The sequence below is a fragment of the Leptolyngbya sp. FACHB-8 genome (genome assembly GCF_014695575.1).
In the GTDB taxonomy this organism is placed as follows: Bacteria; Cyanobacteriota; Cyanobacteriia; order Elainellales; family Elainellaceae; genus Vacuolonema.
Window position 1 is genome coordinate 29,850 of the sequence record NZ_JACJOO010000089.1, and the last position, 21,392, is coordinate 51,241.

Below are 21,392 nucleotides of genomic sequence, written 5' to 3' on the forward strand. Positions count from 1 at the left end.
CGTTTGCGATCAAGGATAAGTCAATGGCGTATTGAGTACTTAGCACGTTTATGCTCATACATGAGTTGATCAGCCTGGGCTATGAGTTGAGTCAGAGAAAAGCGATCGCCCAGGTTACATTGGCTAATACCAATACTCATAGATACCTGTTCAGCAGGTTCGCAAGTTTGATTGAAATTGCAGAGATTTGTCTCTAAACGATGACTGACATCTGCGGCATGGTCCGGACAAGCTGGAATAAAGACCGCAAACTCATCGCCGCCTAACCGCCCTACAATGTCAGCATCGCGAAAGGTTTGCTTGAGTAATTGAGCTGCATGGGTGATCATGCGATCGCCCACGGCATGGCCCAAAGTGTCATTAACGACTTTTAGTCCATCCAGATCAATAAACACTAAACAGCACGGCATCTGACTGCGCCAAGCAGCTTTAAGTTGGTGCTCGGCCAGGACAAAAAAGCCTCGTCGGTTATAAAGGCCCGTTAATTCATCGGTTAAGGAGAGCTGCCTGACCTCTGCTTCTGCTTTTAGCCGTTCTTTAATTTCCTGTTCTAATCGTTGGTTTTGTATCAAAAGTTGTTGTCGTTGCTGTTGAATGAGAAGCTGATTTTTTACGCGCATTAATATTTCTAGCTCTTGAAAGGGTTTGGCAATGTAGTCTTGCCCTCCGATTTCAAACGCTCGAACTTTATCATTGATCTGATTCAAAGCACTAATAAAAATAATAGGAATATGGGCTGTGCTTTCAGATGCTTTTAACTCCTGGCAGACAGCATAACCACTGATGTCAGGCATATTAATATCTAACAGGATTAGATCGGGAGGATCGCGGTAAACTCCCTGAAGCGCCATCCTGCCTGACAAAGATTTACGTACCATATACCCCTCAGCCTCCAGGATGCGGGCCAGCAACCGTAAGTTATCAGGGGTATCGTCAACAATTAAAATATTCGTCTCAGTAACAGATTTTAGTAAGGTAATCATAGCGTTCCTGTCCCAACGAATTCGGGTGTTTCTTCTACAACTCCTAATTTTGTAGACGCCTTAGATACACAAAATTAGGAATTACAGAAAAAATACCCAAGGTGTTGTTTATCTAACATTGAGTGAGGTTGGCGATTGTCTCCAATTGAAAGTTGTCAACCAGAAATTTCATCACACCAATTAGGTTTTGCTCCTCCGTAGGAATTTGAGCAATTAGCTGACGAAGCTTTATATCGTTCAGATCCAATGCAGCTTCATGAACTTGAGTTACCCATTCTAATCCCATTATTCCCAGTTCCTGAGAAGTCAAGTACTTTTCTTGATGTGTGGCCGCTCTCAACGGTATTTCCTCCGCATAACGGTAACGGATTCCTAAGTGATATGCCATTTTGTTAAACAGCACGCTTTCAGTAAAGGGTTTTGCGATGTAGTCGGTGCACCCCGCCTCGAAGCAAGCTATTCGATCATTGTCAAAAGCATAGGCCGTTAAGGCAATAATAGGCGTGCTACTTTTCTGGAGGACGGTTCCTGCCTGCAAGAGAGTGGTCTGAGCTTCCTGCATACGAATTTGCCGGATGGCCTCGTAGCCGTTCATTTCAGGCATTTGAATATCCATCAGAATGAGGTGTGGATGCCAGGCCTGCCAGTGGGCGATCGCCTCAACACCATTCTTGACGGCTTGCACCTCAAATCCTATAGATTCCAGTAAGGTCACCAGTAATTGCCGATTTTCGGCGACATCTTCAGCGACCAAAATGCGAGGGGTGGGTTGTCCGGGAGCCAGGCCAACGACAGAATATTGCAATTCAGGTTCCACAATATCTAATCCTTCTGGCAGGCGCAGAACTACCTGGCAAGTAAATGTAGAACCCCGGTTTACCACGCTCCGAACAGTCAGGGTACCCCCCATCAAGTTGGCAAACTGACGACTGATTGAGAGCCCCAATCCGGTGCCCTGAGCATGACGGCCCTGATCCGTCTGAATGAATGCTTCAAAGATGGAGTTCAAATCTGTACTGGCAATACCCGGGCCTGTATCTTCCACGTCAAACTGGAGAACAATGGGCTGCCGGGAGGAATTGGAGTGTGATTTTAAGTGTGTGAAGTCATTGCAGGATAATGCTTTAACTCGCAGGATGACCTTTCCTTCTACGGTAAATTTGATGGCATTACTCAGCAGATTGATCACAATTTGGCGAAGCTTGGCCTCGTCACCGCAGACATAGCACGGCAGATTATCATCCTGTTCAGTTTCAAGCCGTAGACCCTTTTCTGATGCCTTTAAGGTGAACATCTCTTGAATGGACAAGATTAAGCGATGAATATCAAAACAGGATTCGGTTAAGACCAGTTGTCCGGCCTCAATTTTTGACATTTCCAGGACGTCATTAATCAGGGTCAAAAGATGTTCACCACTGCGGCTGATAATACCCAACTGTTCTCGAAACTCGGTGGGAGTTTCCTGGTTGCGAGCCATCAGTTGAGTGAATCCCAAAATGGCATTCAGGGGGGTTCGCAGTTCATGGCTCATTTTGGCCAGGAACTGACTTTTGGCGCGGTTGGCGATCGCCGCTCGCTCTGCCGCTTGTTCCAACGCCGCCTGGGAAAACTCCAGGACTGCAAGCATCAAGGTGTTGCGCATTTCTGCTGCAGCTTCCAGTTCCGCTAACTGCCAGGGGCAAGACATCTCCTGCACCGTTTCCTTCCAGAGCTCAAAGGATTTCCGGGGATTGAGGCGCATGTTGCCAACTTCATCAACACTAATAGCTGACTGCGGATTCCCAGCCCAATTCACAGTTTGGACTTGTTCGGGTCGAAACCAGAGAATGTGGTATGACTTTTGCTTCACCTGACTCAGGACAATGGAAATGGCCAGGATGCCGCTGGCACAATCCTTAAACTGCCGGGCCGGGGGGTATAAAGCGGGAAGCGTACTGGTCGCAAACACCCGCTCTCCAGGTGATAGTTCAGAGTTGGGTTGGTTGCTTCGGTGCTCCCCCAGCCAGGTAATTAAGGACTGCACCTCATCGCTAGAAGGTGTTTGCCCAATGAGGGTCAACTGACCATCAAGGAGTAAGGCGGCTCCCTGGGCATGAACCAGATTCAGGAGTTGCATCGTGTTGTCTGCGAGCACTTGTTCGATCGCGCTGGCATCTCGCAAAAAAGCCCATTGCAATTGATCTTGAATAGCCTTGACTTGCACCCGGTATTCGTTCAACTCACGCTCTTGTTGGTTAACCAATTCAATGGAGGCAAATTGGCCTAAAAATTCACAGGTTTTGCGTAATTCGTAGTCCAACAGATGGGGGGTGTAGTGATGGCAGGCGATCAATCCCCACAGCTTTTTATCGTCAATCAGTGAAATGGTAAATGTCCCCGCAACACCCATGTTTTGCAAGTATTCCACATGGTATGGCGATACACCTCGCAGAACACAGGTACTGAGATCCAGTGATGAGGGCTTGTCGCTGTCAAGGATGAGTAAACGAGCCGAGGAAGCACTGACATCAGGGATTTGACGTACCCAATTGTGGCGGAAGAGTTGACGTGCCGGAACAGGAATATCGAAGGCGGGAAAATGCAGCCCCAGGTAGCTATCGAGATGGGGCTCCTTCTCTTCGGCAATGACCAATCCATGCTCATCCGCCTCAAATCGGTAAACCATGACGCGATCGAATCCTGTCAGCGCCTTGATTTCTTGGGCAAGAATTTGAGCTAACTCCTCCAGGTTTGTGGACCGGCGAAGGCTCAGGGTTGCCATTTGGAGCCGATGGTAGAACTGAATGGAATGGGTTTTGTTGATGGGCGTGTGGGGTTCCAATTCCAACAAAAGGCCGTTTGACATTCGATGCAACGTGCAACGGAAAGCCCTTTTTCTTAGATGGGCCTGATGTCCTTTACGTTGAAATTTCAGGTCGAATGGATTGTGCAATTCCAGATTAGGATGAGCCAAAATCTGCCGCAGATGCTCGAGCTGTTTTCGGGAACATATTTGTTGTAAAGACCGGCCCAGTACCTTCGCAGCAGGGATACCCAGAAAGGCCTCTGTGTTATCGCTCACCTGCACAATCTTGAGGGTTTCCTCCTCTAGCACCAACACCATTCCATGGGGCTGGATATAACCAGGAGCGTAGACGGATGCGTCATCACACACCTCCAGAGAGGCCAGTTTTGTAGCAGTTAATAAAGGAGTAAGTGCGATTTGTGACTTCATGGTGGTGGCGAGAGCAGGAATGAAGGAAGGGAAATCCGGGACAACCCACAAAAACTTTAGGAACTGCTAGTGCTCAACGGGTTGGTGGAGCAGGTGTAAAATGTGCTCAAATGCAAACTGGTCAACCAGATCAAGCAGAAAGGTGGCGAGCTGAGTCGCCTGCGTGGGCAATTGGGCTACCAGTTCGGCGATCGCCCGGTCATTGCCACAGATCGCAGCATCCTCCAGAGCCTCTAACCAGGAGGCGGGCTGGGAAGTGAGTAAGGCCACATAAGGCTCGTTGGCATGAGGAGAGGCTGCTGGGAATGGAGTGATGGCCACATCCGGTTCTGCATAGATATACTCCAATCCCAGATACTCCCTCATTTTCAGAAATAGGGTCTCTTCACGGAAGGGCTTGCTGATATAGTCATCGCAACCCGCAGCCAGAGCGAGGGTGCGATCGCTCTGGGAGGCTTGAGCGGTAAGGGCAATGATGATACTATTGGCCCCCTGTTCCAAAGCTCGAATTTGCCGGGTGGCCTCATACCCATCCATCCCGGGCATCCGAACATCCATCCACGTGAGGTCAGGGTACCATTCCTGCCAGAGGTGAATTGCATCCTCCCCATTACTGGCTTCCCGCACCTCCAGTCCTGGCTGGGAGAGCAATCGCATCATGAGTGTACGGTTTTCGAGTTGGTCATCTACGACAAGAATGCGGCGAAGGGGTTGTCCGGGAGTTAGGCCGATGACAATGCGATCGCTGGCTTCGGGGACAACACTAACCCCACTGCAAGGCTGCACCGGGAGAGTAAGGGTAAAGGTACTTCCCTGTCCCAGGGTACTCCTGACGGTAATACGACCCTCCATCAATTCCAGCAATTTGCGGCTGATGCTTAGCCCCAATCCCGTACCGCTGGCAGATTGTCGCCCAGCCTTCGCTTGCACAAAAGCATCAAAGATTGTGGTCAGTTCGTCCTCGGCGATGCCCGGCCCGGTGTCGATGATGGTGACCTGGAGCGTCAGGGGGGCAGGGGCAAGTGGATAGGTGGAGGGGTAGGGCCTAGACTTAGCGTCTCCACCGGGCCACTCAGCCACTCGGCCACGCGTCGGCTCCTTAATGCGCACCTGCAGCGTGACACTTCCCCGATCCGTGAACTTAATGGCATTGCTCAAGAGGTTGAGCAGGATTTGGCGCAGTTTTTGAATGTCGGAAAGAATGAATTGAGGAACTTCGGGGGCAATGTCAAAGAACAGGAGTAACCCTTTGGCTGTGGCGCGTTCGGCCAGCATGGTACGCAGGGAATGCAATAGTGCGATGAAGTCAAATCCGCTCAGGTCAATGGTGCTATAGCCAGCTTCAATTTTGGAGAGATCCAATACGTCGTTAATCAGATTCAGTAGATGATCGCCGCTACGGCGAATGGTTTGCAGGTCGGATTGTTGCGGGAGGGTGAGGGCCGGGTCGTGGGTCATGACCTGGGCAAAGCCGAGAATGACGTTGAGAGGGGTACGAAGCTCATGACTCATATTGGCGAGGAACAAACTTTTGGCCAGATTGGCCGCTTCTGCGGCTTCTACGGCCTGGCGCAGGGCTGACTCACGGCGTTTGCGATCGCTCACATCCTGCCCAATACCCAGGGAATGCCCGTTGGAAAGCTGCACATTGGCCCAGGAGATGTCGAGGTTCCGTCCAGACGCGGTTTGAATGGTAAAGTCATGCCATTTCCCACTGGCTGCCAGTCGATGGGCGCGCATTTGGTGTCGTGCGTCTGGGGAGCTGTTATGTTGAGCCGGAGTATCCAGGTGTTGCCAGTCTGCCAGTGACCAACCCAGTACCTTTTCCAGTTCGGGGTTGACCAATTCCACCTGGCCTTCCCCATTGAACAACACAATCATGAACGGAATGTGGTTAACAATGGCCTGAAAGATTTCTTTCTGGTGGCGTAGTTCAGCTTCGGCTTGTTTGCGATCGCTAATATCCCGATAGGCTCCAATCATGCGGAGTGGCTTACCATTGGCATCATGAACAACGACCTTGCCATAGTCTGTAATCCATTTCCACGTGCCAGATTTGCATCGAACCCGATAGTCACAGGTATAGGTGTGTGAATGATCGTGCAGGTGAGCTGTGAGGCACCTCAGCACTTCTGCTTGATCGTCTGGGTGAATCGTTTCCTTCCAACTGGGTAAATCCAGGAGTACCTCACCAGGCTGGTATTCGAGGATCTCTAGATAGCGATCGCTATGGTAAATATCTCCCGTTTGCATATTCCAATCCCATAGCCCATCCTGGGAGGCATCCAAAGCCAGCTTCAGGCGTTCCTCACTAAATTGGAGATTGGTCTCAGCGTGTTTGCGATCGCTCACATCAATAGCATTGCCAATGATGCCCCTGACATGGCCATCTGCGTTGGTAAAGGGGCTGATAGTGGTTTGATACCAGCGGGTCATTCCGTAGCGATCTTGAATTTCTTGATCAGGAAAGGTGATGGGCGTAAGGTTTTGAATGACAGCTTGGTTCTGGCTAGCAAATTCCTTCGATTGCAAAAGGTTCTCGTTGAAGTCGCAATCCTGTTTACCAAGCATCTCGCTAATGGGAATGCCATAGATAGCAGATGCTGCTTGATTGACGATCAAGAATTTTCCCTGTTGGTCTTTCACAAAAATCGAACTGGGAACAGCATCGATTACCTGTTGCAAAAAGTTCTTCTGAGCTTGCAGCTCCGCCTCAGCCTGTTTGCGGGCGGTAATGTCGCGTACCATCACCAGTACATCATGTTGAGGAAGGGGTACCACACGCAACTCTTCATGGCGCTGTTGCCCACCGAGAAGAAACTCATGCTCATAGACCTGTAGTTCATGGCTTTGCAGAGCCTGGTGGATGGACTCCAGACGTAATTGAGCGAGATGAGGGGGCAACACTTTGTTCAGCGTAGCGCTGGCTGCGATCTGATTTGGGTAGAGATGATCAAAGCCATTTTTAGACATAAAGTCCACATAGCTTCCATCAGAACGCATGTGAATAAGGAGGTCTGGAATGGCTTCGATGATGGCTTGCTTAGTGGCTTCACTCTGGCGTAATGCGTTCTCAGCTGTTTGGCGTTCTAATTCCATGCGTTTACGTTCACGCAGGGCAGCCTGCTGCTCATTAATATCAATGAACGTCACAACGACCTGAAGGAGCTGATGATTTTGATCAAATTCTGGAAATGCGTTTGCTAATAGCCATCGCGGAGGTTTTTCTGCTTGCTGGATGCCCAACACAACGTTTTTGAGAGGAGCCCGAGTCGCTAAAACCTGGTTCACAGGATGGCAATCCGGAGGGATGGGTAAGCCATCCTCATCGGTAAAATGCCAGGTTGGATCCATTTCATCTTTTCCCAATGAGCCCATGGAAAGACCCAACAGATCACAGGCGATTTGATTGCACATCAAAATCTGGGTGGCTGTCCTATGAATCACAAAACCTGCGTTGAGATTTTGGATTAATCGTCGATAGCGTTCTTCGCTTTCCCGCAAACCGACTTCAGTTTGCTTCTGCTCTGTAATATCGGTGTGAGAACCTGTCATACGAACTACACGCCCGGCATCATCCCAGAGCGCCTGCCCACGGTCAAGAATCCACTTATAGGAGCCGTCTTTACACAGTACTCGATGCTCCGTGATGTAAAACGGTGTTTTTTTCGCAAAATGATCTTGAATGGCCTGGGTAACCCAGCCTAGATCATCGGGGTGAACTCGTTTTGACCATTCATCGATATGATTAGCAATTTCATGGTCTGCAAACCCTAGCATTTCCTTCCAACGGCTGGAAAAGAAAACGTCGTTTGTTTGCACGTTCCAGTCCCAGATGCCATCGTTATTACCCCGCAGTGCAAGTTGCCAGCGTTCTTCGCTTTCTCGCAGGTCTTGTTCAATGAGTTTCCGCTGGGCAATTTCGTGGTGTAGCTGCCGATTGAGCGCCTGGATAGAGGTTGTTTGTTGGCGTAGATAGACCATGAAAGCGATCGCCCACCCGCCCACGGTCCCCAACAGCACCATCATGGTCAGGATTGAGGGTGCTTCACAGAAGGCCTCTCGATGGGTCCAGAAATGCCATATTTCTAAAATCAGAATTGTGGCGATCGTGGCTGAGCCAAAAACCGCGCCAATGAGAGGAAACCGTCGATAAGCGCTCATAGTTTTTAACAGAGTACCCCTCTTAGGATTCCCTGACTAGGGACGCAAACATGAGAGATTTACGGCGTGAATGTTTAATCAAATATGAAATATGGTTTCAGCTAGAGAGTCATACAGATTGGAGAAAGTTTTATTGATAATTCTTAATCCGTAGGTTGTGTTTGATGAGCTATAGTTCCAGGTTCTGTAGATGGGGTACGCAAGTAGTCTCTCCTAAATACCCCATTTACAGGATTGCAGGATAACGCTAAAACCCAGATTTTTTCATTGCGAAGCGAAGCTCCCACAATATAGCAGTTCTCATTTTGAAATCAGGCCCGAAAACCGCGCGCCAAAGGCGCGCGGTTTTCGGGCCTCAAAGCCAAGAGTTCACGTCCTACGGGCGTGAACTCTTGGCTTTGAGGCCCATACTAAGAATTACTGCCCACAATAAAAATCTGGGTTTTAGAGGTAGTTTTATTAATATTTAAGTGCTTCTTAAGCGCTTATTCCTTTCAAAAAGCTGTTTTTTCGTGTGCAAAGCACACGAAAAAACAAATCTTCCAAACAGCTTTAAAACAGGCACTAGGCAGGTGGGTATCACAGCCTGTTGGAGAGGAAGCGGCGTTTATCCTTTTAAGACTTGATCGAGTAGATTCCGGGCAGGTTGGGCTTTGTCTAACGCAACCTGGTAGTCGGTGTAAGACCGTACCAGGCGAGAGAGGCCCCCAACCCCGACTTTTAGTTGTTCCAATTCGTCGCCGGAAACCAGTTCACCGTCCAGCAATCGCCCCACTAAAGGCTTGATGTCGCCTACTTCCTGACGGGCTTTTTGAAGTTTTTCGACGGTACTCAACAGAGTTTTGAGTGAACTGAAGATTTCGTCGATTTGCTGCATATCGGCAATGGGCTCAGACGAAGTGCTAGCAGGCTGCTTGCTGGCTTTGTCTGCAGGGGTAGATGATTCTCCGGAGGAGGCACTGTGAGATCGCTCGGCCGGGGTATGGGTTTCAACCTCTTTAGTCGGCTTCATCAACATTTCCTTTAAGAATTTCTTTCAGTGTATAGCAAGCATTTAGTTGCTTAGGGCCGTCGGTTTTGAAAACTTGTACGTTTCACCAGTTTTCAAAACCGACGGCCCTAAAAATTACAAATAAACCAATACCTCCGCCATTTTTCTCAAGCCCTTGATTTTGCGTGCGTAACGGGCACGCAAAATCAAAAGCTTGGGAAAAATGGCGAGCATGGTGCAAAATAACCTGTCATTCTTTTTGTGGGAGTGGCAACTTCGTACCGTTTTCACAAAAAGAATGACAGGTTATTCAGTACACGGTCCTGAGCAGATCTCCTAAGGTTATATAACCTTGCACAATCTGGTTAGGCCAGTTCATTCTTGTTGAGTGTGGTGGGTTTCACAGGCCACACTCAATAAAAATGCGTCAGCATTGGATGATTTAGGCTGATTTGAATAAGCGGTTGAAGCCGTACCGTACCAGGCGGCGAATTTCTTCAACAGAAAGGGTAAGACGGGGTTTGTCGGGGTTTTCCATCAGACGCACCTGAGTAAACCCAAAAGATTCCACTCCCATCAGCCAGTAGAGCAGAGGAAGCACGTCTGAGATCCGCACAGGCTTTGCGTACAGATCGAGACGGGGTCCGTTAGGGTGGACGGTCAATCCATCCTGCCGCAGACGCTGCTGGACAGACTCGGGCAAGGTTTCCATGTACAGTAGCCATTGAAGCTGGGATTCGCATTCCAGGGAAACCAGGATTTGGCAATCGACACAGGATTCCAGGGTCATCTCGTGGCGATAGTTGGCTTTGTCGGTGATGACCAGGTGCTCACAGCCGACAGAGTCGAGGGCATCCGCCCAGATAGAGGCGATCGCCAGGGCTTTAGCCTTTGTCTCGTCGGGGGCAATGACAGTTAGAACACCTGTAACAATGTGAAACCGGACCCCCTCCAGGTGTTCCCAGAAGGTTTCGGGCAAGGCTCGTAGAATGGTTTCTTGCAGAATCGCGTCCATGGAGTTGCTCGCAGCATCGGCAGGGGAGGGCAGCTGAGCATCCTAGGCTGTACGGCATAGGGTGCAGTGTTTGGAGTAAGGTTAGAGAACCTAAGAGAAATGAATTTTCTATGGGTATCATGCATAAAAAATTCACGTTTCCAAACATCTCTAGTTAACAACGAAACCAGCTCATCAAAAAATCTCCTACCAGGGATAGATGAAATCTTTACAATTCACGACAATTGAATTAATTCGGCATAACGTGCTTGCGTTCAGATAACGACCCTGCAATGACTAAAGCGCACTTTTTCTGTCAGTAAGAGGTATTTCAACGTGAGCTTTTTCGAAGTGTTCCTTGCAAGCTGATGATGAAATAGCATTAACGCTTCGTGGGGCTGGCACAACCGGAACTCTCAAGAATTGAGGTCAGGAATCTGAGCTCTTGATGAAGTAGCCTGGGTCCGGATCAGGGGCGTTTTCGAGTGCTGCACGTTACATAAACACTCGAAAATGCCCATTTTTGGGTACGCTTCGCGTCGCAAAAATGGGTACTTCAGCTTAGCCCAAACTGGGATTAAGTTAGTGCTTTTGTCGCTTTACGCAATTTACAGCGCTTTTCAAACGCTTAAAATCCGGTTGTTTTTGTGAGAGCCGCGCGGAGCGCGGCTCTCACAAAAACAACCGTGGCTGATTCAAGTGCAAAGCGCTGTAAGCTATAGCCCTGATGGTGCCGTTGTGAAGCAACTCATCTCACGCTTTTCTTTGTTGCAATGGAAGCATTAATCTTTGTTACAGAAAACTAACTCAGTTGCATAGGCTGCAACCACTCTTGCCGGAGGCGGGCGATCGCTTCCTCCTTGTGCTTGGCTTCAATTTCAATCCAGGGCACCTGACGGAAGGCTTCGGGCATATTCCAAATCACATCACTATGGCTGGGATCGTGAAGGGAGTCGCGCCCGTTGGAGATGTGCACCAGCTGCCAAGTGGGATCAGGCCAGGTGCTACGGGCCTGGGCGATCGCTTCCGCAATGCTGGGGTCGTCGTAGCTGTCTAAGCGTTCGCGTACAAGGTGATGATGAGCATCGAAGACCATGGCAACCCCTGAAGCCTGACAGATCTCGAAAATGGATGTTGCACTATACATGTGCTCGTCATTCTCCAGGGTAAGCCGGGTACGAATAGGATCAGGCAGATCACGAATCACCTGGATTAACCGTTCTACGCGATCGCCTTTGCCCCCGTGGATGTTCATCGTAGTCCAGGGAGATTGGGGTTGGCCCATCAGGTCAAACTGGTAGGCGAGAGCGGATAGGACCGTAATGCTGTTCTCGATAACAGTGGGGTTATCGGAATTCAGCACAACAAATTGTTCGGGGTGTAGCACCAGACGGAGGCCGTACGCTTTGGCGCGATCGCCAGCCTGCCGCAATTGAGGAGCCAACTCATCGAGCAAATCGCGACCCAGGGGAGTATCGCCAAAGGGGAACAGGTTGGAGGGAAGGCGATACAGACGAATGGCCTGCTGATGGCAAAACTCAATGGCCTGGTTGAAGCGGCGCAGGTTCTCAAGATAAAGCGATCGCAATGCAGTGGTTTGCTCCTCTGGGCTCATCAGCAGGAGGCGCTTGCGAGTTAAGGTTTTGTAACGAACTGCTTGGGAGGTGGTGATACAAACAAGCCCTAATTCGGGGATTGCAACACTGGGGGATAAGCAGGACGGGCTGGTGGAGGAAGTCTGCACAGGCATAGACCTTAATCTGCACTTTCTTCCACTATGACAATGTGTAACAGACGAAAAATCAGCTTTTGGGTGGGGGTTTCCGTTGTTTTTGGCCGGATCTTTCTCCAGTGTTTGAATAGGCTGAAAAGCCCGTATGGAGGGATTTTTAGCCTATTCAAACTCAAAAATGGCTGCCTGGTGAAACCATCTCGAAGAGATAGCTCTACCAGGCAACTGCCCCTACCTTAGTCCCATTGCTCCAAAGCACCGAGCCAATAGCGAACGAACTCTGCAATTTGGGCGCGGCGAGCTTCAAAATTGGCCGCAATCCAGATGAAGAGGAGGCCCAAAGCAATACCAACGGCCCAGAGGAGAAGGGGGTAAAGGTCGATGAGCACGACTAACTGACGGAGAACCTGGTAGATGAAGGCAAGCGTGCCGACGAACAAATAGGCGCGGACTCGAAAGGCTAAACCCGCAATGACGAGAAGCAGGGCGATCGCCAGGGCGAAACCGGCCATCCCCAAGCCCCGCTCGGCTTCGTAAATGCTGGTCAGTACAATTAAGCCAACGGCTAGAATGCGCAACCAATGGCGATTCTGACGGCTGTTCGCCGTTTGCAGGTTAGGATCGACCTGGGCCAGATAGAGCAGGGATAGACCTATCAGCGACGCATAGGCCAAGGGTTCTTGAATGCCTTGCTCATTGAGCCATTGGAAAACGCCCCAGTTCGCCAACAGCACACTGAAGTAGCTCAACCGAACCTGATGCCTGACTTTAGCGACCCAGGCATAAAAGGCACCAACGATAAACAGCGATGGGGCAGCCGCCTGGTCAGCGAATAAAACAACGAGGGTGAGTGGAAGAATCAGGGCAGAGTTTTGCCAGGGGCGATCGCTCCAGCCAAGGCGAGGCCACGGTACCAGGTACATGGCGCAGGCGACAGGGGTAGCGATCGCGCCCGCCCAGGCCAGTAGTAACGCTGTATCAGGAACGGCAAGCCAGAGGCCGTAACCACAGGCCACGGTCGCCGCTGTGATACCGGCATAGGTTAGATTCTCCTGAGTGCGGCCCTGCCAGAGCGCATCAGCTGCCAGAATCAGAGCGACGCTAATCCAGAGCAGGCCACCCTGAAGGCTGCGGTCGAAGCTCAGTGCCATCAGGAGTAATCCACTGCCCAGAACCCAATGACCCAGCGCAAAACTCTTAAATTCATCATGGGTTAATCGCAGATAGGGCCCAATCCAGCGGCTGAGGAGGCGATCGCCGACCCCCAGCACCGCTGCCAGTCCGGCCAGCAGGACCAATCCATCCCCTGCTGCCCCGCCGGATGCCTGGCTGAGTTGATAAATCAGTAACTCATAGAATCCGGCCGTGATGAGAAGCATGGCCCCAAAGGTCACGGGTTTGAGCCGGGGGCGTCGCCGTCCCACCCCTAGCCCGATGAGCGCAGCGGCGAGGGTGTAGAGTCCGGTGGCAGGGCTGAAGGGTTGCCCATGTCCGATGATGATGCCAGCAGCTCCGTATGACAGAGGGATCAAATGCCAGCTTTGGCGATAGGGTCGTGATTTCCGAGCCGTCCAGAAATCTCCAGCAATTTGGGTTCCTAGCCCCAGAGCCAGGTTGGCGATCGCCCACATCTGTCCATCCAGTGGGGCTGTTGGCTGGAGGTTGTGGATGAGAGCCAGCAGCAACATTTCGACGGCGATGGCAAGGCTATAGAAGCCGGGGTTGCGAGGGGCCAGCCAGAGGCGATAGGCGATGGCAGCGATCAGCAGGACTATCCCTGCGGTCACTTGCCTGCTTAAGGGCACCTGCTCCGCAATGGTATAGAAAATGAAGCCATACAAGACGATGAACGTGCCGATGGAGAGGGCGATCGCCCATCCCGTCAAACTGGGTTTGTAAACCCGGCTGAGGGGGTTCTCTTTGCGAGATTGCCAATGCCAGAGACCCCATAAAGCAGCAATCATCAGGGGCAGCACTACGGGCCACTCAGGGGCTACTTGCTCCCGGACTTGCCAGAAGAGCGCACCGACAAACAGAAGACCCAACCCAATATGGGTAGTGGCATTGAGGCCAACTGATTGCCTACGGGTGTTGAAGAGTAATAACCCCGTCATCAAACCCAAGCTGAATAGCCGAGTTTCCCAGGTTTCATAGGTCAGAGCCTGGACGAGAACAGCCGCAGCGGTGCTACATCCAATTGCCGTTCTGTAAGGGGGAAAGGTGGGTAAATAGGCCAATCCAGTTAGAGCCAGAGGCACAGCCAGCCAGAGCCAGCCCCAGGGTTGAAGCACGGCTTCATTCCAAAACATCAGCCCACCCAAGCTGGCCAGCCCTAACCCGAGATGCCAGCTACTCTGGTGTACCCGAGACCAGCCAGGGCTGAGACAAAACCCCCACTCTACCAGAGCTGCCCCCAATAGCAGTAAGCTCCAGGTGGTGTAACTCAGCGTCGGGAAGGCCAGCGCAACCCAGGCCGCGATCGCCCCTAATCCTAGAAATTGTGCTCCATAGATGACCCAGCCCGGCAGCTCTTCCCGCCGACGGACGGTCACAATCAGGGTCAGGAAGGCAAGGCTGAGGGTGAGCGATCGCATCAACGGGTTAGGCAGACTTACAACCACCAGTCCGACGCCCAGGGCCAGAGCCAGGTGCTCAGCCGTACGACCTAGAGACCTTTGGGATTGGCGGTAGTACCAGTTCCCCACCAGTAGTGTCCCGATCAGGTAAGGAAACATGGATACGCCCAACGCGGCCCAGGGCATACCCGCAGGGCCAGCCTGTTGCACTAACCAGGCAAAAATTCCTCGACGGGTTTCTGGCGGGATCACGCGGCCCATCAACCAGTAGGCTTGTAAGCCCACCAAAAACAGTGAGGCCAGATCTTCTCTCCGCTGCGTGTGAAGCAACTGCTCCAAAATCAACCCAACACCGATTAGACTGACGGCGATCGCCTGGAGCGGGGGCTGAGCTCCCACCGTGACTCCCCAGCCGAGTAACAGCAAAGCTATCCCCAATTGCATCCACAAACGCCGGGCAGGGACGCGGCGAGATTGCCAGGCCAGAAGTCCACCACAAATACCGAAGGCCAGCCCCAGTTGAGAAAAGGGCACCTGGGCAACCCATAAGGCTCGCACCAGCAGTATCAGCAGGGATAACAAAATTACGATAATAGGCTGGCTCAACCCAGAACCCGTTGGGGGTTCACCCTCCTGGGAAGTCGTGGGAGGAAATTGGGCCGTCAAGGTCAGGGCGCTGCCGATGGTGGCTCCATAGCTGGCAATCAGGGCCATCCCAGCGATAGCCCAACCTCCATGCAACCAACTCAGGGCGACGATAGTTGCGATGACCCAACGGGGTTGGGCTGGCGGCTCAATGGTTGGTCGTAATAACGTGACCAGCATGGCGCTTAACATCAGGGCCGCCAGAGGAGCGATCGCCCAACCCCAGGGTTGCTGCCAGAGGGCGATCGTATCCATGCGCCAGAAATTAATTGGAATGAGCAGCAGGGTTGCCATCTGCACCATCTGGGTGGTGAGCTTCAGCGTCGGACGACGGGCCGTCCATGCCGTTGCTGCAAAGAAGGCCACGCTGTAAGCCAGCAAAACCAGGTATTGCCCTGTTGGAGAAAAGTTTTGCCATTGGCTGGCAGCCAGCACCCCTGAGGACACAATCACCAAAAACACGCCCAAAAATAGCAACCAGATGATGCTGATTTCTTCCATCAGGGCCTGGAGGCGTTGAGTTAACCAACCGGGTTCGGCGACCGAGCGAGGAGCGACGGCACGCTGTCGATTTGCTGCTGTAGGTTCAACAAAATTGCCCACAGGGGAAGGAGGAGCAATAGCCTGAGGGGATGGCAAAGGGCAAGTTAAATGGCGGTGGCAGAGTTGCCGTACTTGCTCATCGGAGAGCAAGCCGAGTTGCTGCCAGAGGGCTAACCCTTCGAGGAGAGCCGTATGGTGGGCAGGTACGACAACTTCAAAGCGAATGGTGGATTGGGGGTCTGTCACCGATTTTAGAACGCAAAGTGATCCCTATTTATATCAATCACCCGTCCGGTTGCGACAAAACAGTGATGGAGCTTCACACCTGCTTGCTAGTCCACCTGCCCCTACCCGCCAATAACAGTGGTTACTTATGCTGTTTTGCCGATAGTCAAGTTAAAAGACTTGTCGATAAACTCCCCACGGTTACTGGTGCGGCGAATGGTGATGGTTTTGTGAATGGGTTGACCCTTGCCATAGCGTTCCAGGCGACTCTTAAGAACACGCAGCTCATTGCCCCGCAACACAAATAAACCTTCAGCGCGATCGACTAGGGAATAGTGGAAGACCTCTTCTTCCAGGTCCGTTGCTGTGGCCGGAAGACGGGCGACGACTTGTTCGTCGGATAGATCGACAATGTCGCTATCGTGATCTTCCAGATAAGGAAAGAGATAGTCTTCCGAGGTGAGCCGTCCGGCATTCGCCAGTGCAATGGGGACTTCCTCTCCGATCGCTTCCACCAGCGGCATTTCTGGGGCAGCGGGCGGTGGAGGTGAGGCGATCGCGATCGGTTCAGGTAAAGGAGCCGGATGAGACTGCGGTGGAGGAGCCGGGGGTTTTGTGGGGGCTGCGATCGCGGCGACAGGTTCAGATCGGGGAGTGGGAGGGTTAGAGGGTTCGGTATTGGGAGCGGTTTCTGGGGGGTTGGGACTGGAGTGGTAAGTTGGGGGAGATTCAACGGGAATAGCGCGTTTTGTACGCCTGGCTTGATGCTGGCGCATTCCATCACGGATGATGATGACCCAGCCTGCTCCATAAATGACAGCCCAACCAACGATCCACAGGGCGTAGGAGGGGGAGTCCGTGTCAAAATCGTAGGTGATCGGAGCCCGTGGGCGATCCTGGGGCTGAGGCGTAGCTTCCTGGAGAACCTCCGGGGCTTCTGTTAGCTGGGAAGGCTTAGCTGCCTGGGGTTGAGGCGTGGCTTCTGGAGACGATTCTGAGGTCTCGGCTGGAGGTTGTGCTGGAGCCTCAGGTGATTGAGTCGTGAAAGACGCTGAAGAAGGGTCTGAGGGTGAAGTCAGGGTGGCCCAAGTCTCTGCACCAACCATGCCATCGTCAGGTAGATTGTGCGATCGCTGCCATGCTCGTACGGCTGCCTGGGTGCGTCGTCCAAAAATGCCATCTGTGGCGTCGGTGTAGTAACCCTGTTGTTGGAGCTGGGTTTGCAAGCTTTGCACCGCTTCTCCCCGGCTACCCAGTTGCAGGAGGGGTTGGACGGGTGCGGCAGCTGATTGTATCCATGCACGATTGGGTTGGGTGGCCGGAACGGAAGGGGGCGTCTGAGGTGTACGCGCAAATTCAGCCTGAGTAATAGCATCGGGTGTCTCGATGCTGGGGGTGGAGAAGGATGTTGTGGCGATCGCCACCGTCACGTTATCCCCCTGCTCCACATCGGTCTGCTGAATGGAAACAGGGCCAATCTCGGACGGGATGCAGTCAGGGCAGGTTAGAAGCATCACCATAATTACTGCTCAACTCGTTGGAGGGGCATGAAATTGTACGAATGGTGCAGGATTCAAGCCATGGGTAACGATCTTTCCTGGATATTTCCAGGGGAATTCACAACGGTCACAATTTTGCTTACCCCCCTTTACAAGCCACCATCCGGCAAACCGGATAATGCTTGACAAAAGTTTTATCCAGTTGCGCAATATTTACAGCGTTTTTCAAGCACTTAAAATCTGGTTGTTTTTGTGAGAGCCGCGCTCCGCGTGGCTCTCACAAAAACAACCGAATTTGATTCAAAGCAGTAAGGGGAGGGCTAAGCCCTCCCTTTACTGCTTTGAATCAAATTCGGTGAAAGAACCTTGTTATGGTTCTTTCACCGGAAATCTAAATACTGAGCTGAGCGACGTAGAGAAAACTATGCCAACGTGCTGCTAGATGCCATGCCTCGGAAATTGGACTCCGTCAACCCTTCGAGGGCGAGGGGTTGGGGTGCAGCAAGGGGATCCAGGGACGTTGTATTGCCATTGCCAACACCCGGGAGTGAGAGGACATCGCTATTGAGTGTGGCGATCGCCCCCGGTTGCCCGGCTACGGACGCCTGTAGGGGATGAGTAGGAGCCATCCATAGAGAAGCGGGTTGTTCACATCCTGGGAATTGACCGCCGACCAGAAGCTGATCGGTTGCAACATCGCTACCATTCACACCACGACTACCGCCAGGGGTGGGCACCTGTGTTGTTCCGCTAATGGGGTCATCGGAAACAGAAACGGTGACATCATCTGTGACGGCTTGCAAGCTGAAGTCGTCTCCACCGCGATTGGAGGCTTGAATGGAGCCATCAGAACCACTGGGGGCAAGGCTATTGGGGTCGTTCATAACACGGCGATCGCTGGTGTTGCTCCCATCGACCGTGACCGCCAGGGGGGCGATCGCATTCGTTTCACTAAAGCCGCTGGTCGTCAGGGTCGTGGGGCTAGAACTTCCCGCGCTCAGGCGACTTTGAATGATGTCTTGCAATGCACTCCATTTAGGACTGGTGGTTTGATACAGGCTTTCCCGTGCCCCCCAACTGCCCCATTTGCTGGGGGTATAAACGTCGCTAAAGTTGGTAAATAAATCTCCACCTGAGTTGTTCCAGTTATTGAGATATTGCCGATACAGGTCGCCCATACGCGGGTCACGGTTAGCGGCAATGAACAAGTTGGTGATGGCCTGGTTATTCGCAACGTTACCTACTCCCGCCAGGTGCTGCCCGCCTTCATAAGCTGTCATCGTCAGGCCATTTTGCCGGGCCAGGCTAGCAAAGTTTTGCATCCATCGCGTCGCAGAAGCCAGGGCACCCCCGGTGGGGCCGCCGCTCAACTGGCCACCACTGGAGAGTTCGCGGAATAGCCGATTAAGACCTCCATCTGCGTCCCGAGTCCAACTGGTGATGGTGCTTTCGTATTGGGAGTTGCCCAGGTAGCCGCCAAAATAGGGGGCGATCGCAATGGTATCAATCCCGGCTTGCTGCGGTGTCCAGCCCTGGCTACGAATGTAATTCAAGACAGACGTGGCAGTTCCCGTATTCGCAGCCTGAGCGGCTAATACGCCCATCACTCGACCTTTATCTGCACCAAATACCGAATCAAACATTCGGGTAATATCAGTGGTGCGCTTGGCGAAAAAGAGGCGATTGCGATCGAAGTCACTGCTGCCCTGATTGGGAAATAGAAGATTGCCCTGTTGTGTGGCGTAGCTGGTCTGGGAAAATATCCCATTCCATACTTCATTCGAGTACTCCACATACACTTTCAGCCCAGGATTGAGATGCTCTTTCACATATTGGGCAAAGTTGCGAACGTAGTCATCGGTGGCCTGATGGGGGATGTTAAACCAGGGGTCAACACCGGTCTGGTTTGCCAATTGCACCATCAGTTCCAGCGGCACTCCATCGGCCGAGTAAATGGCGTCGTTGGCCTGAGGGCGATCGCTCCAGTTTCTCTGGGTGGAGTTGTTGGTATCCATCCAATCCATAAACCGCAGGGTTTCCATTCCCCGCACGCTGTTAACAAAATCAGGATTAAAGGGCTGTGTCTGGTAAATGTTGATGTAGGGCTCTGGAATCACACGAATGTTGCGGACGTAATTACCCGTGCGATTAGGATCGGTGCTGACGATACTGAGCTGAATGGGGTTGTTGCCCGTGGTCGTGATCACATCCCGTCCGGGGCGTGAAGCGGTGGTGTCACGAGTGCCATTCCCGGCGTAGCGCAACTCCCCTTCCCCGTCATACAGCACGATGTAGCGATTGAACTTGGCGGCTGTAGGAACCAGGGTGGTGACTCGATTGAATTGCAGGCCACTGCTGCTAGTGGGTAGCGATCGCACCCAACCCTGGCTATCCAAATCAATGCGACTGGTTTCCCCAGTATTCCAGGTGCTGGATGTTCCCGGTATCCAGGCACGGGCGTTTTTGAAGAAGTCGGTAAAGGGATACTGAGTTGACCAATCGCTAATACCGTTTAGATTGGTGCCAATGTTTGTATTGGCTGCCGCGGTGCCCGTGGTGGGGGGTGTGCTGCCGCCGCTGGTGGGAGGTGTGCTACCTCCTGATGGGGCAGAGATAGGCACAAACTCAATGTAATCAAACCGAGCATATTCGCCCTGATTGCGCGTGCCTTGAATCTCGATGCGATCGCCCGGATTCAACTGAATTGAGTTATGGGTTACACGTGTTGTGAAGGTTCTGGGACTGGCGAGGTTATCAAGGGTGCTGCGATTGAACGAAAAGGAGTTACTCTGCCCAGCAACGCGAATAGTTGCCGAAGCGACGCCATCATTCTCATCAAAGTAACCTACACGAACCTGGTAAGTACCTGCTGGCCCACTAAAGGTGCCAACAGCGGACCCTGTATTGCTGGTCGATTGGTTTAGGGAAATCTGGCTTCCCCCAGAAGCTCCAGAACCCGAGGTCGTTTCAGTACGATATCCCGTTAACGTCAGACGCTCAGCTTCAATGCGAATGGGCGTAGCCGTGGTTGTTAGCTCAGTGCCTAAAAGATTGGTTTCCTGAGAAAGGAGCGTATTGTTAGTCGCCATCTATTTGTCCTCTGAACGAAATGTTTGCACAGATTGCACAGCAAAATCTGTAATGAATTGGCAGACGCAAACGATCGAATGACAGAATCAAACGATGGTTAGGGAAACTGTTTCATAAGGTTTAGCGAAACTTTTGAGAAACTGTTCTCCCAATACTTGAAATTGACCTGACAAGACTAGGAATACAGGTGGAATGAAACTTACTGAAAAACTTCCTCCCAGAACTTAGCCTAATGTTTATGAAGATGGCAACAATTTTCTGATGTCTACTGGAATTAATTTATTCATTCTTATAAGCACTTTCTATTATTAGAAAACGCAAGCAACTGTCTTATCACGGAAAACATAGAACAAATATTTTTTTGCACAATTTCCGGATGCTTAAACTCTGGTTAAATTTAGGGATATCGGAGGAATTGTCATGAAAAATTGTAGAAAAAACCAGTAGAAGTACGGATTTATCTTGCTGAGTAAGGAGACGGGAATATTATTTATTACTGCAAAAGTAAAATACTCAGCGCGAGTGGTAGTAGAAAACGGGTAATAACCCCGAAATATAGATTTGTGATAAATAAGTCATCTAAAAGTCAAGAAATATCAGTTCTGTGAGTCTTTCAGGCGGCTTGCTTGGCCTCTTGAAGGTTGTGCCGGGCGATCGCACCAAACATGGAAGAGTGTTTTTTCTACCAGCGGATTGATACAGGTTCAGGCTAACGATAGAGCCAGGTTCAGCGATC

9 protein-coding genes are annotated in these 21,392 nt (G+C 51.6%); all 9 read right to left on the reverse strand.

All coding sequences use genetic code 11. From position 1 onward, the window contains the following. Window positions 1–20 precede the first annotated feature (20 nt). A complete protein-coding gene (locus H6F91_RS25885; RefSeq protein ID WP_190772800.1) occupies window positions 21–983 on the reverse strand; it encodes a diguanylate cyclase in 963 nt (320 codons plus the stop codon). A gap of 112 nt (window positions 984–1,095) precedes the next feature. Then, window positions 1,096–4,197, reverse strand: a complete 3,102-nt coding sequence (locus tag H6F91_RS25890; RefSeq protein ID WP_190772801.1) for a response regulator — start codon at window positions 4,195–4,197, stop codon at window positions 1,096–1,098. Between the two features lie 66 nt (window positions 4,198–4,263). Next, window positions 4,264–8,361, reverse strand: coding sequence for a PAS domain S-box protein (locus tag H6F91_RS25895; RefSeq protein ID WP_190772802.1), 4,098 nt, complete (start codon window positions 8,359–8,361; stop codon window positions 4,264–4,266). Between the two features lie 607 nt (window positions 8,362–8,968). After that, window positions 8,969–9,373 (reverse strand): hypothetical protein, encoded by a 405-nt coding sequence (locus H6F91_RS25900; RefSeq protein ID WP_199308057.1) that lies wholly within the window; start codon window positions 9,371–9,373, stop codon window positions 8,969–8,971. 421 nt (window positions 9,374–9,794) lie between these two features. Then, window positions 9,795–10,367, reverse strand: a complete 573-nt coding sequence (locus tag H6F91_RS25905; RefSeq protein ID WP_190772803.1) for a hypothetical protein — start codon at window positions 10,365–10,367, stop codon at window positions 9,795–9,797. A gap of 781 nt (window positions 10,368–11,148) precedes the next feature. Further along, window positions 11,149–12,096: a UV damage endonuclease UvsE gene (locus tag H6F91_RS25910; protein WP_190772804.1), complete on the reverse strand. Its 948-nt coding sequence runs from the start codon at window positions 12,094–12,096 to the stop codon at window positions 11,149–11,151. Window positions 12,097–12,314: 218 nt separating this feature from the next. Next, window positions 12,315–16,088 carry a hypothetical protein gene (locus tag H6F91_RS25915; RefSeq protein ID WP_190772805.1) on the reverse strand — a complete coding sequence of 1,258 codons (3,774 nt, stop codon included), beginning with the start codon at window positions 16,086–16,088 and terminating at the stop codon, window positions 12,315–12,317. A 125-nt stretch (window positions 16,089–16,213) separates the two neighbouring features. After that, window positions 16,214–17,587, reverse strand: coding sequence for a peptidoglycan-binding protein (locus tag H6F91_RS25920; RefSeq protein ID WP_190772806.1), 1,374 nt, complete (start codon window positions 17,585–17,587; stop codon window positions 16,214–16,216). 401 nt (window positions 17,588–17,988) lie between these two features. After that, the gene (locus tag H6F91_RS25925) at window positions 17,989–20,655 is read right to left on the reverse strand and encodes a hypothetical protein (RefSeq protein ID WP_190772807.1); all 2,667 of its coding nucleotides are present in this window, start codon (window positions 20,653–20,655) and stop codon (window positions 17,989–17,991) included. Between the last annotated feature and the right edge of the window lie 737 nt (window positions 20,656–21,392).